Source organism: Alicyclobacillus fructus, from assembly GCF_017329605.1.
GTDB lineage: Bacteria > Bacillota > Bacilli > Alicyclobacillales > Alicyclobacillaceae > Alicyclobacillus > Alicyclobacillus fructus.
The window spans coordinates 1-12,921 of sequence record NZ_JAFMTY010000035.1 but is presented as its reverse complement, the minus strand read 5'-3'; the positions used below and the strand labels follow the sequence as shown (position 1 = coordinate 12,921).

Here is a 12,921-nt window from a genome sequence, read left to right as displayed (position 1 = left end):
GGAGGGATCGAGCTCTGGTGGTTGCTTATCACCATCGTAGCGCGCAACATCGCCATTTTCATGATCCCGTGGCGTCGAAAATCGACATGAGGGTCTACTCGCATTCCGACGCGAGCACGAATGTGTAGCCGCGTCTGCGAATTTCCTCCACCACGGCCGGTATGGCCGCGATCACGCTCTCAGGCGCACCGCGCTCTGCGCCCGGGGACTCGTCGCTGTCGTGAAGCACGATCACCGCGCGCCCATCGAGCTTGGCGACAATCCGGCGCACCAGTTCCTCCGGCGGCGTACGGCGCCAGTCCCCCACCATGACGCTCCACAACAGCATGGACATGCGCGATCGCCGAAGCGCCACGAGCGTGGCCAAGTTGCAGGCGCCCCAGGTGGGCCGATAGACCCTGGGATGGATGCCGAAGCGCTGAGCCAGCACCTCCCGCGCTCCGATGCACTGACGTGCCGTCAGGCCAGGCGGAAGCAAGGGAACGAACCAGTGGCGATACCCGTGCACCTGGACTTCGTGCCCTTCCGCCAGCATCCGCTCGACGATCTCCGGATACCTCAACGCGTGTTCGGCGATCACGAAGAACGTCGCTCTCGCTCCCGCCTCTCGGAGTGCGTCCAACAGGCGAGGCGTGTACACGGGATGAGGCCCGTCGTCGAACGTCAACGCCACATAGCCCGGCTTCGGCGTCCTGCGAATGCAGGATTGCCCCAGACCGCGCGTCCAGACGAAAGGCAATCCCGCATACACAACAAGCACAGCCAACACGACAGCGATGATCCAACCGACCACTGCGCTCCCTCTCACGTCGGAAGAAGCTCAGGCGGCCACTCCGGGGACACGGAACGGCACGGAAGCTTCTTCGTGGCATACAGGATGATCTTCTGCGCGATGCGCTCGGCCGCCCCACAGCTCGGCATCGCACTGCACGCCTCCCGCATGCGAGCCAAAATCGAGGGGTTTTCGTGGACGGAGAGCAGGAACGCCTGCGCTTCCGCAGGGGATTTCACGCACACCGCGACGCCGGCCTGCTCGGCAAACCGCGCATTCGCCTCCTCCTGCCCCGGAATCGGGCGGTAGATGAGCAGCGGCAGCCGCATGGCGATGGACTCCGTGAGGGTGAGTCCCCCGGGCTTTGTGACGATGAGGTCCGCCATGGCCATGAACTTCTCGATCTCGTTCGTGTACCCGAACACGCGCACGCGCTCGCTCTGAATGGAGGCAAATCGGCGCTCCAGCCTGCGATTGTGGCCGCAGATGATGAGGTACTGCATCCCGGACTCCGGGATGAACGACTCCCAGACACCTGGATCGGCCAGAATCCCGCTGCCGCCGCCCATGAGCAGAATGATAGGGATATCTTCTTGAAAACCCATTGAACGAATGAGCTCGGACCGCTGCGCCAACAGGCGCTCGACGTTCTCCTCCCTGAACTTCCGGCGCAGCGGGATCCCCACGACGTCGACGGCGTCTTCAGGAATCCCGTACGAGACGAGATCTCGCTTCACCTCGTCTGTCGCCACGAAGTAGTGGTCGGCAAAATCGTGATACCACTGCCGGTGCGCGGTGTAATCCGTCACAATGGCCAAATTGGGAATGTCGATTTTGCCTGCGCGGCGCAACTCGCCGACGACCCCCATTGGCGTCGGAAACGTGCTCGCGATGCAGTCAGGCCGGTAATACGCGATGTACTCCTGGATGCGCTCGATGCCGATGTGGTTGACGTAGCGCTGAAGGGCGGAATCCGGATCGATCCGCGACATGGACTTATAAAAGAGGCCATACAGTCCCGGTGCCCTTTTCACGCCCTGAATCAGGCTGAACTTCGCAAACGAACGCAGCGCCGGATTCAAGAGTCCCACATAGTCGACCACTTCCACCTCGGCATCTCGGTCCTTGAGCGCCTCCATCACGGCGTACGCCGCCTGGTTGTGCCCCGAGCCAAAGGACGCGGTCATCAGCAAAACGCGGCGCATTCGTCTCGCCCCCTCAAATCTTCCACAGCTCTATTCTAAACTTGAAGGATTCACCGGACAACTGAACAAGACCATGGATGGCCAAAACAACAAAGCGGAGAAGGCACTTGACCTTCTCCGCTTATGGTATTCGTTGTCCGCGCGGAATAGCCGAACTCCGCATCGGCCTATGCGGCGGATCGACCGCCCGCGGCTCTGGATCGGCCGACGACAAGGCGCACGACGAGCTGGATGATGAGAATCAGCATCAGCAGAACAAAGCCGGCCGCATACGCCAATTGGCGCGCCTGTGCGTACGGTTCGTCCAAGTACGTGTACGCGACATAGGTCAGATACCCGACCTGGGAATGCGTCAGTGCGAGCGACGGATTGTTCGAATTCCACCCTGCGGTGTACAAAAGCGGTGCCGTCTCACCAAGGCCGATGGCGATGGCCAGCAGCAAACCCGTGGCCATGCCGGAGGCCGCGGGCCGCCACACCGTCTTCAGGATGGCCTGCGTTCGCGTCATGCCGAGCGCCCAGGCCGCTTCGCGCTGCAACAAGGGCACCTGCTGCAAACTCGTGTCCGTCGTGCGCAGAATGTAGGGCAGCATGATGATGGTCAGCGCAACGCCGCCCGCCAAGGCTGAAAAGCCCCAGTGGAAGTGAAGGACCAAGAGCAGATAACCGAAGTAGCCTATGACGATGGAAGGTACGCCTGACAAGACCTCGGCCACGAACCGAATGGCGGCAGCAAGGCGCGGCGGTGCAAATTCCGACGTGAAGATCCCGCCGAGGATGCCGAGGGGTGCCGCAAAGACCACGCCGATCACGACAAGTTCGAACGTACCGAGAATGGCGTTCTCCAATCCTCCAGCGATCCCTTGCGTCGGCTCAAACAGCATGGAAAATCGAAACGAGCGCACACCTTGCCAAAGCACGGAACCGACGAGATCGACAAGTCCGAAGAGGACAAGCAGAAACGCGAGCCAGGCCACGCCCCAACCAAACGCGCTCTTCCACTTTCTGCGCCGTCTCCTCACGAGGTGATCACCCCTTCCCTGCGCCGCGGGCGCACCAACCATCTCGCGATCAGATTCGTGACCAGCGTAATGGCCAACAGGAGTAGGGCGAGCTCCGAGAGCGCATGGACCGCCATGCCCGAGGCGTCCGTTTCCGCACTGTCCAGCTGGTTCGCGATGAACGCGGCCATGGTGGATATCGGGCTGTACAGGTTCTGGGGCAAGATGTTGGTCGCGTTTCCAGACACCATCAGCACGGCCATCGTCTCCCCCATCGCGCGACCCCAGCCAAGCGCCACGGCGCCGATGAAGCCTTCACGGATGTAGGGCAGGGAGACGTAGCGCACGACTTCCCAGGACGTCATGCCGATACCCAGGCCGCCCTCCCGCGCCAGCACCGGCACCTGCTCGAGCAGATCGCGGGTGGTCGCCGTGATGATCGGCACGATCATCATCGCGAGCACCATGCCGCTCGCCAACAGGCTGTACCCCGTACCGGTTTGGCCGCCAAAAAACGGGATCCATCCTAGAATCGACTTCAGGAAAGGCGCAAAGGAGTTGGCGATCCACGGCACCAGCACAAGAATGCCCCATAGGCCGATCACGACGCTCGGAATGCCTGCCAGAAGCTCCACCAAAATATTCAGCAGAAACCCGAGCGGCCCCCTCACCCGGTAGGCCAATATCAGAGCCGTTCCGATGGACACAGGCACGGCGACGACGAGCGCGATGATGGACGACAGGAGGGTGCCCACGATGAACACGAGCGCGCCGTAAGAAGCTCCCGCGGGCGCAGTCACCCCGTTCTTGTGCGTCATCGCCCCGTACAGGTTGCCCATGTCCCAGCGCGTTTCCGTCAGAAAGTGAACGCCCATGAAGCGAAGTGTCGGAATGGACTCGACTGAAACGATGGCGGCAATGAGGACCAGGAACACAGCGGGGCTGGCGGCCCCGATGGCCGCCAGCACCCGGAAGACGCGATCCCAGGCCTTGGCCGCGGATGAAACTTTGCGCACGGCTTGCCCTCCTCGTGACGACGATGTCAGCCCTTGATCTTCTCGATCTGCGCCTCGCTCTTGGCGTGCACGCTCGTCGGAAGGGGCAAGAAGTGCACAGGAGTCAGGAACTTCGAGTTGTTTCCTTCCGAGGGATTGATGGCCCACTCCAGGAACGATTTGAGCGCCTCCGCCTTCGAAGCGTTTGGCTGATCGTCCTTCACGATGAGATACTCAAAGTTAATGATGGGATACGAATTGGCGCCCGGCTCGTCGATGAGCGAGATCCGCTCGTCGGCAGGGACGTTCTTCACGCCCGCCTGCGCGGCCGCCTGGATGGTGGCACTGGTCGGCAGGACGTACTTGCCGGCCGCGTTCTCGAGCGCCGCATAACCAAGTCCCTGTTGGACCGCCTTGTCCAACCAGCTGATGCCCACGTATCCGACCGAGTACGGCGTCTTTGCGAGCGCCGCCACGACGCCCTGATTGCCCTTCGCACCGATCTCCGTCTGCAGGCCGGGCCAAGAGATGGTGGTGCCATAGCCGTAATTCTGGCTCCACTCAGAGCTCGACTTGCTCAGATACTGCGTGAAGAGGAACGTGTCACCGGAGCCGTCCGAGCGCACAACGGGCTTGATAACCTGATGAGGAAGCTTGACGCCCGGATTGAGCGCCTTGATCTTGGCATCGTCCCAATATTGGATCTTGCCTTCGTAAATCGCGGCAAGCACCTGTCCGTTCAGGTGAAGGTGTCCCTTCACGCCCGGCAGGTTGTACATGATTTGCTGCGCCGAGATGGCCACCGGGATGTTCAGCATATCAGGATGCTGCTGAATCTGCGCATCCGCCATGTACGCGTCGGACGCGCCGATATCCACCGTACCCGCGATGGCGTCGGAAATCCCCGTACCGCTGCCGGTCGACGCCGCCGTCATTTCCACATCCGGATGGAGCTTGTGATACGCCGGGATCCACTGGGCGTTGAAGAGCGGATACAGAAGCGAGGATCCCGTCTCGCTGAGGGTTACCGTTGCAACGCTCGCGGCCTGCTGCGAGGTGTTCCCAGACGCCGTGTTCTGAGCCGAGGAGGACGAATTCGACGTCCCGCAGCCCGCCACCACGCCGACCGCAGCGACAGCCGCCAAACCTGCCAACCACTTCGAACGCAACTTCACGTAGGAGTTCCCCCTTGTCATCTTCTGTCCGTGTCGCGTGAATCGCGGGGCTAACCGCTCCCGTCGGAAATGAGCGTACCAAGAGGATGTGAAGAGGCGTTGGAGAGATGCTCAATTTGACGTGAAGATTTGTCCAAGCTGGGTTTACAAACTTTACGGAGCGTTTACAAACGGAGGTGATAGGGGCGGGCGGCGCTCATCGAGCGCGCCCCGTTGAACAGAGGATGTTGGAAAGGACCGCCGCGAACTTATCCGGCTGCTCCAAGTGCGGCGTGTGACCCGCGCCGTCGATGGCGATGTGCACTGCGCCCGGCACGCGAGATTGCATGTCCGCGGCCATCCTCGTGAACTTCGAATCCAAGGCGCCGGTGATGAGCGCAACCGGCATCGTCAGCCCGGCCAACGCGTCCCAATACGACGGCTGACGACCTGTTCCGAGTCCCCGAAGACTCTGGGCGTACCCTCGAGCGCTTCCCGACTGCCGGATGGCGCGTTGGCGCGTCTTCTCCTCTTCCGGCAGCGCGCCGTGCGTCGCAAAAATGGGGCGTCGCTCCCATTCGGAGACAAACCAATCGAGTCCACGCGCTTCGATCTCGTCCGCCAGGCGGTCGTCCTCGCGCCTGCGGGCCTCCCGCTCGTCGGGATCGGCGATTCCAGGTGACGCGGACTCCAAGACCAGCGACTGCACGCGTTGGGGATGGGTGATGGCGAAGGCGAGCGCGACGCGCCCGCCCATCGAATACCCCACGACAGAGCAAGTGGAAATGGCCAACTGGTCGAGCAGAAGCGCGAGATCGCGCACGGTCTCGTCCATGGAAAGCCGGGACGCGTCCACCGGCACGTCGCTCGCGCCGTGCCCCAAAAGATCGGGCAAGATGGCGAAGAGTTGGCACCCGAGTGCCCGGAGCCGTTCCACCACAGGCACAAACACATCGCCCGCGCCCGTGAAACCGTGCAAGAACAGGCACGGTTGGTCACCCGGGATGATTTGGTACGCGTACCGGACGCCCCGGATCATCGCCGTTCGCTTCACCGCGCCTCCACCCCCAGGGCTCGGGCGATGTGCACCATCAACTGGCGGTAGACGCGCGGGCTCTCGTCGTTCGGAAAGCGCACTTCGACCACCGTGAGCCCCGGGCGCTCCAAGCCGCCTCGGAGGCCGTCAAGCAGAGCGTCGCGATCGCCCGCCTGCAGGTGTTCGCCTCCGTAGGCCCGCACGATGGGCGCGAAATTCAGCTCATGAGGCGTCGTGAACCAGTCGATCTCGTCCGGCCTCTCCGCCTGCGCCAGATGGCGGAAGATGCCGCCGCCGCCGTTGTGCACGAGCACCACGACGAACGGCGACGAAAGTTGACGCGCCATGACGAGCCCGTTGAGATCGTGGTAGAACGACACGTCGCCGATGACGAGGAGCGTCGGTCGCCCGGAGGCCACCGCATGGCCCAGCGCCGTGGAGGTCACGCCGTCGATGCCGCTCGCTCCGCGGTTTGCGTGGACTTCGACCCCTGCGTTGGGGAGCGCGAGGGCATCCGCGTCCCGAACGGGCCGGCTGTTGCCCAGCACAAGCAGATCGTTCGGGCGCAGCGCACCGACAGCCGTGCGCACGGCGTCGCCCTCAAACCACGGCAGCGCACCGGGCAGGGAGAGCACGCGCGCCGCCGCGTCGGAGACCCTGCGCCAAGCCGCGAGATAATCGGCCCAGCCCGCGGCAGCGACGTGTAGGCGCTCGAGCCACGGCGTTGGATCGCCAATCACGACCTGCGTGGCCTGGTGTCCGCTGTCGCGATACAGCGGCGTCTCATCGAAGAGAACAACTTCTGCGCGCGACTTGCGAAGCCACGCGGAGAGCGCCTTCGACGTCGGTTCGCCGCCGAAGCGGAGGATGAGATCCGGCGGTTCGATCGCGGCGTCGGCGCGAAGGACGAGATCGTAATGAGGCACGCTCGCCTCGGCATCCCGGCACTGGCTCAGGATGTCCGCCAGCAGCGGGATACCGCATCTGGCCGCGAAATGGGCCACGGCGTGCGCCAGGGCCCCCGGCCGCATGGGGCCCGCGACGATCACGGGCCGCTTGGCGCGCGATAGGGCCTCTTCCACGCGGGCGAGCGCGGACGGTGCACAAGGCGCTTCGGCGGCAGGCTGACCCTCGAGGGCCGGGAGTTCAAACAGGCCCGACGATTCACGCCTGCGGGGAGGCAGAAGCGGTTCCCGTAGCGGAACGTTCACGTGCACCGGGCCCTCCGGCGCGCTCCTCGCCACGAGCCCGGCGCGAAGGGCCAGACTGCGGAGATCGAGCGCGACGGATACCCGGTCCTCGGGCACAGGGGTTTCGCATGCCCACTTGACGTGCGAGCCGAACAGATTCGGCTGGCGAATGGTTTGATTCGCGCCGACCTCCCTTAGCTCCGCCGGCCGATCCGCCGTCAATACCACGAGCGGTACGCGCGAGAAGCAGGCTTCGACGACCGCGGGATATAGATTGGCGACCGCCGTCCCCGAGGTGCAGACGACAGCCACAGGCTCCCCGGTCTGGCGGGCCATGCCGAGCGCGAAGAAGCCCGCGGATCGCTCGTCCATGTGCGAGACGAGCTCCATCCCGCCGTGTTCAAGCAGCGCAAAGACGAGCGGGGTGTTGCGCGATCCCGGCGAGATCACCGCGCGCCTCACCCCGCCCGCGTACAATCCATCCACGAGCGCGTGCACGGGCCACAGTTCTGGATTCAACGCCCTACCTCCTCCGCGACGCCCAACGCCTCGCGCATCGGCCTGAGCTTCAGCTCGCTCTCTTCCCACTCGGTCACTGGATCTGACCCTTCCACGATGCCGCAACCGGCGAAGAGCGCAGCCTGTCCGGCATCAATGAACGCCGATCGCAGGCAGACGTCAAGCTCTCCCTCGCCCGCGATGTACGTGCCAAACGCGCCGGCGTAGTACCCCCGCGGCCACCCCTCGTGAGCCGTCACGTAACTGGTAGCCTCTCGCTGCGGCGTCCCCGCCACCGCAGGCGTCGGATGGAGCGTCTGCGCCACGTCGAGCAGTCCTACGCCGGGCTTCAGCCGCCCCGAGACCCGCGTCCGCAGATGTTGGACGTTTGCGAGTTTGAACACCGAAGGCGCATCCTCTGCCTCGACGCTCTCGCAAAGCGGCTGTACGGCTCGAAGGACGTGATCGACCACGACCTGGTGTTCCTTTTGATTCTTGCCGCTCGCGAGGAGCTCGTGTTCGAGCCTGCGGTCCTCTTCGTCGTCGCGACCTCTGCGCGCCGTCCCGGCCAGGCAGTCGATCTCGACCCGCCTCTCTCGGACCACGCAGAGTCGCTCCGGACTGGCGGACAAGAGCCATCGGCCTTGCCACGAGAGCGCAAACACGTGGCTGGTGGGATAGCGGGCGGCGAGGGTTTCCAGCGCTTCATCCAGCGCGCGCGTGACCCGGCCCGTGACGAAGCGGGCCACCACGACCTTGTAAAGCCGGCCCTGGCGGATTTCCCGCAGCGCGCGCTCGACCTTGTCCACGAACCGACGAAAGTCCTCGGGTTCCTCGAAGGCCGGGCGCTCGCCGGAGGTTTCGTCACCGTGCACGTCCAAGAGATCCGCCACATCCGCCTTCACATCCATCTCGTCGGCGCCGCGGGGCGGGATATACAACACGTCCGCCGTATCCGACCCGAGCGGCTTTGTGAGATACAGGCGCGGCGCAAACCAGACGGCCTTGGGCCACACCGCCCAGATCCCTAGCGGGAGCGCGCTGAAGTCGAAGGGAAGGGCCCCAAACCAAGGAAGTCCCGGCGGGAGATCTTCCTGCGCCAGGCGCGCCTTCAGATCCTCCCAACCGTCGTCGGCACTTGCCACCACGCGGCGATACACGCCAACCCCGTATCGCTCACTCCCTCCGGGCGGACGGCTGTACACGGCGGGCTCCCAGCGATTCCAGTGCGCGAGCGACGCAAGCGAGCGGTCAAAAGGAACTCGCAACCGGACGATGAGATCGGAGGATTCGCGCGCCTTCGCTTCACAAAACGCCTCGACGATCCGCGAAGAGAGGTTTTGTCGCAGCGCTTCTCGCGCGGTCACGCTCATGCCTGCATCACCCACTTTCTCATCTCGTAGCGCATCAGCTTGCCCGAAGCCGTTCGAGGCAGCGCGTCAACCTGGCGAATTTCGGCGGGCACCTTGTAATGGGCGAGCCGACCTCGGAGCGCCTGCCGCATGGCGAGCGCCATCTCGTCCGTCAGCACCGTGCCCGGCTCCAGGACGACAAAGGCCACTGGCACCTGGCCCCATTCATCGTCGGGTTTGCCCACGACCCCCGCGTCCACCACACCGGGCAGCGCGAGAAGCTGAGACTCGACCTCCGCCGGATACACGTTCTCACCGCCTGACACGATGAGATCCGCTCGCCGGTCCAACACGTACAGAAAGCCCTCTTCGTCAAATCGGCCGATGTCTCCGGTGTGAAGCCATCCTTCGGCCAGCGCCCGTTCCGTCTCCTCTTTTCTGTTATAATAACCAGCGAATACAGTTGGACCTTGCACGAGGATCTCGCCTTCCACGCCCGGCTCCGCCGTGGGGCCCTGCGGACCTTGCACGGCGAGGCGCGTGTTCGCCAACGGACGGCCCGAGGAACCCATCTTCCGCAGCGCGTCGGCCAAGTGAATGGTCGCCACCTGGGTGTTGGTCTCCGTGAGTCCGTAGCTTTGCGTCACCGGGAGGCCCAGTTGGAGGGCGCGTTCGAGTACAGGACGAGGGCAACCCGCGCCGCCCAGCAGGATGGCTCGAAGCCGCGGCGGATACGGTCCATCGCGCAGTTTGAGGATGCGCGCAAGCATCGTCGGGACGAGAGAGACCAGCGTGATGTCACCCGAAGCGAGCTCCCTGTCCACTCGTTCGGCGTCGAACCTGTCGTGCACGACCGCCGTGGTCCCGTAGATCAGGCTCCGCATCAGCACGCCCATTCCGCCGACATGAAAGAGGGGCATGGGCACGAGCCACCGCTCCTCCGGATCGAGCCCGAATTGGATTGCCGAGGCCATCGCGCTGTACCAGTGGTTTTGATAGGTGATCATGGCGCCTTTGGGCCTGCCCGTGGTTCCGCTCGTGTACACAATCGCGTGTACCGACTGAAGGGGTAGGTCCATCGGCGCGAACGCGTTCCCGTCCTGGCGCCCAGGTTGCCCCGCTTCCTCCCGATCCCACGCGTCATCGGAGAACACGACCCGCTGCACGTCGCGCGCAACCAAGTCCGCCACCTGCGCGGCGAAAGGCGCCGCGGATTCATCGCAGAAGATGAACGTTGCGCCGCAGTCTTCCACTTGATACGCCAGCTCGCTCGGCTGCAGGCGCCAGTTGAGCGGTACCATCACGGCCCGGATCTGCATGAGCGCGTGGAGACATAGCGCGTGTATCCGTCCCTGGTGGCAGATGACCGCGACGCGATCGCCCGGACGGACGCCCATGGCAAACGCGCGAGCAGCCGCGAAGCGCGCCGCGGCGTACAACTCCGCGTACGTGATGGCGCGACCTTCCGATATCAGCGCGAGCCGGGCCGGCCTGCGCTCCGCGTGCTGTGAAAGCCAATCCGGCAAGAAGGCGACGGGCGCCTGCGCCCTCTCTAGATTCATCATGGCCGTTGACCCCCCGCCTCAAACCAACGCCCTCAAGAGCGAACGGGTGAATCAGGGCAACCGCCCAAACTTGCTGAAATCCGGCTGGCGCTTCTCCAGGAACGCACGCGCGCCTTCCTTCGCTTCGTCCGTCATGTAATACAGCATCGTGGCGTCGCCCGCGAATTGTTGCAACCCAGCGGCGCCATCCGTATCCGCGTTGAACGCCGCCTTCAGGAAGCGAATCGCGATCGGGCTCTTTTCCAGGATTTCCTTAGCCCAGCGGATCGATTCTTCCTCCAGCCGCTCGAGCGGCACCACCGCGTTCACAAGGCCCATTTGCAGCGCCTCCTGTGCGTTGTACTGACGACAGAGGAACCATATCTCTTTCGCCTTCTTCTGCCCCACAAGGCGCGAGAGAAGCGAGACGCCGTAGCCTCCGTCAAAGCTGCCGACCTTTGGACCCACCTGGCCGAACACCGCGTTCTCCGCGGCGATGGTCAGGTCGCAGCAGACGTGGAGCACGTGGCCGCCGCCAATGGCATAACCCGCCACCACGGCGATGACAGGCTTCGGCAACGTGCGAATGAGACGCTGCAGATCCAGTACATTTAACCGCGGCACGCCATCGCCGCCGACATAACCGCCATGTCCGCGGACGCGTTGATCGCCGCCGGAACAGAAGGCCTCGTTGCCCTGACCGCGCAACAGCACCACGCCCGTCGAGCTGTCGTCGCGGATGTGCTGAAACGCGTCAATCATCTCCATCACGGTCTCCGGCCGAAACGCGTTCCGCACCTCTGGCCGATTGATGGTCACCCTGGCGATACCCTCGGCCCGCTCATAGATGATGTCCGTGTACTCTTTGACTCGCTCCCAGTTGAGCGTCATGAGAAAACCTCCTCGGATGAACTGGCTTTCACGGCAAGGCTCATGTCCGATCCCGTCGATTGACGCGAACCCATTATAGACCTTGTCCATCAGGGCTGCAAAAGGGATTCCGGTTGCCGACGGGAGGGACGAGTGGTAGGATCACGGAGGACTTAAGGTTGCATAGCAGTCCGATTCGGGATCAGGGTACGTCTATGCGAGGTGAATGAAATTGTCCGTTGCGAGCCGCCTGCGCGTGTGGTGGCGGGTGTTGCGCCCATTTACGCTCACTGCGAGCATCGTTCCCGTGATTGTCGGCACCGCGGTCGCCGTGCCATCGTATCCGTTTCACGTGTGGCGTTTTCTGGCCATGCTCGTGGCCTCCATCCTGATTCAGTCGGCCACCAACATGTTCAATGAATACTACGACTATCAGCGAGGCCTGGACGACGAGCGCATGGTCGGCATCGCGGGAACCATCGTCCGAGACGGCGTGGCGCCCAAAGTGGTGCTCCGGCTGGGATTCGCGTTTCTCGGCGCCGCGCTCCTGTTGGGCGTGTATCTCTGCGCGACGACGAGTTGGTGGCTGGCCTTGGTGGGCGCGCTGTGCATGGCGGTGGGATACTTCTACTCGGGAGGTCCTGTGCCTCTCGCGTACACACCGTTTGGCGAGATCGCCGCAGCCACGGCCATGGGCCCGACCATCGTGCTGATTGCGTTTTACCTGCAGAGCGGGACGGTCACGCTGAGGGCACTGTTGGTGTCCATCCCGATAGGGCTTCTGATTGGCGCCATTCTGTTCGCCAACAACATGCGCGACATGGCGCAGGACGCCGAAGGTGGACGGCGTACGATGGTCATCCTCATCGGCCGCGAGCGGGGACGCGTGCTGTTCGCGAGCGTGTTTGTGGCCGCGTACCTCGTGGTGGTGGCGATGGTGGCCCTCGGCGTGCTCACGCCCTTCGCGCTCCTCGTGCTGCTGACGGTGCCGACGGCCGTCTACGTGGTTCGCCTGTACTACCAGTACACGGAGCCGTCCAAACTGCACAAGGCCGTGAAGGGCACGTCCAATCTCCTGTTCCGATTTGGCGTCCTGATGGTGTGTGCGTTCCTCGTCTCCACCATCCGCTTCTGAGCTTCGATACAAAAGCGGGCTGCCAAAAGGCTCGGCAGCCCGCTTTTTCACGCCCGTTCGGTGGCCTCTTCGTAAGCGTCAAACCAAACCCACATGGTGTTTGCCCTCCTGCTGCTTGAAAATGGGCTCATCAAGCATCGGGAGGGTTCTTGTATGCGAGAGCACATAT

11 protein-coding genes are annotated in these 12,921 nt (G+C 63.6%); 1 reads left to right on the top strand and 10 read right to left on the bottom strand.

Going from position 1 to position 12,921, the window contains the following annotated elements:
• Positions 1-94 precede the first annotated feature (94 nt).
• The 10 genes from J3481_RS13520 to menB all read right to left on the bottom strand — a co-directional run bounded on the left by J3481_RS13520 (position 95) and on the right by menB (position 11,638).
• Entirely contained in the window at positions 95-793 is a 699-nt protein-coding gene (locus tag J3481_RS13520) for a polysaccharide deacetylase family protein (RefSeq protein ID WP_206832669.1), read from the bottom strand.
• An 11-nt stretch (positions 794-804) separates the two neighbouring features.
• The gene (locus tag J3481_RS13515) at positions 805-1,977 is read right to left on the bottom strand and encodes an MGDG synthase family glycosyltransferase (protein WP_206832668.1); all 1,173 of its coding nucleotides are present in this window, start codon (positions 1,975-1,977) and stop codon (positions 805-807) included.
• A gap of 167 nt (positions 1,978-2,144) precedes the next feature.
• Positions 2,145-2,999 carry a phosphate ABC transporter permease PstA gene (pstA, locus tag J3481_RS13510; RefSeq protein WP_206832667.1) on the bottom strand — a complete coding sequence of 285 codons (855 nt, stop codon included), beginning with the start codon at positions 2,997-2,999 and terminating at the stop codon, positions 2,145-2,147.
• Complete coding sequence (pstC, locus tag J3481_RS13505; protein WP_206832666.1) at positions 2,996-3,994, bottom strand: phosphate ABC transporter permease subunit PstC; 999 nt, start codon at positions 3,992-3,994, stop codon at positions 2,996-2,998. The genes pstA and pstC overlap by 4 nt, the downstream gene beginning before the upstream one ends.
• 26 nt (positions 3,995-4,020) lie before the next feature.
• Positions 4,021-5,148: a phosphate ABC transporter substrate-binding protein PstS gene (gene pstS, locus J3481_RS13500; RefSeq protein WP_206832665.1), complete on the bottom strand. Its 1,128-nt coding sequence runs from the start codon at positions 5,146-5,148 to the stop codon at positions 4,021-4,023.
• 196 nt (positions 5,149-5,344) lie between these two features.
• Entirely contained in the window at positions 5,345-6,181 is an 837-nt protein-coding gene (gene menH / locus J3481_RS13495; protein WP_206832664.1) for a 2-succinyl-6-hydroxy-2,4-cyclohexadiene-1-carboxylate synthase, read from the bottom strand.
• On the bottom strand, positions 6,178-7,872 hold the full coding sequence (menD, locus tag J3481_RS13490) for a 2-succinyl-5-enolpyruvyl-6-hydroxy-3-cyclohexene-1-carboxylic-acid synthase (RefSeq protein WP_206832663.1): 1,695 nt from the start codon (positions 7,870-7,872) through the stop codon (positions 6,178-6,180). Before menD ends, menH begins: the two co-directional genes overlap by 4 nt.
• A complete protein-coding gene (locus tag J3481_RS13485; RefSeq protein ID WP_206832662.1) occupies positions 7,869-9,224 on the bottom strand; it encodes an isochorismate synthase in 1,356 nt (451 codons plus the stop codon). Before J3481_RS13485 ends, menD begins: the two co-directional genes overlap by 4 nt.
• Positions 9,221-10,768 (bottom strand): o-succinylbenzoate--CoA ligase, encoded by a 1,548-nt coding sequence (gene menE, locus J3481_RS13480; RefSeq protein WP_236011708.1) that lies wholly within the window; start codon positions 10,766-10,768, stop codon positions 9,221-9,223. Before menE ends, J3481_RS13485 begins: the two co-directional genes overlap by 4 nt.
• Before the next feature lie 51 nt (positions 10,769-10,819).
• Positions 10,820-11,638: a 1,4-dihydroxy-2-naphthoyl-CoA synthase gene (gene menB / locus J3481_RS13475; RefSeq protein ID WP_206832661.1), complete on the bottom strand. Its 819-nt coding sequence runs from the start codon at positions 11,636-11,638 to the stop codon at positions 10,820-10,822.
• A 205-nt stretch (positions 11,639-11,843) separates the two neighbouring features.
• Between menB and J3481_RS13470 the strand changes: the two genes are divergently transcribed.
• Entirely contained in the window at positions 11,844-12,752 is a 909-nt protein-coding gene (locus J3481_RS13470) for a 1,4-dihydroxy-2-naphthoate polyprenyltransferase (protein ID WP_407929341.1), read from the top strand.
• The last annotated feature ends 169 nt before the right edge of the window (positions 12,753-12,921 follow it).

Coding starts and splice junctions, on each gene's coding strand:
- menB (WP_206832661.1), bottom strand. CDS start 11,638: ATGACGCTCAACTGGGAGCGAGTCAAAGAGTACACGGACATCATCTAT.
- J3481_RS13485 (WP_206832662.1), bottom strand. CDS start 9,224: ATGAGCGTGACCGCGCGAGAAGCGCTGCGACAAAACCTCTCTTCGCGG.
- J3481_RS13515 (WP_206832668.1), bottom strand. CDS start 1,977: ATGCGCCGCGTTTTGCTGATGACCGCGTCCTTTGGCTCGGGGCACAAC.
- J3481_RS13470 (WP_407929341.1), top strand. CDS start 11,844: ATGAAATTGTCCGTTGCGAGCCGCCTGCGCGTGTGGTGGCGGGTGTTG.
- menE (WP_236011708.1), bottom strand. CDS start 10,768: ATGATGAATCTAGAGAGGGCGCAGGCGCCCGTCGCCTTCTTGCCGGAT.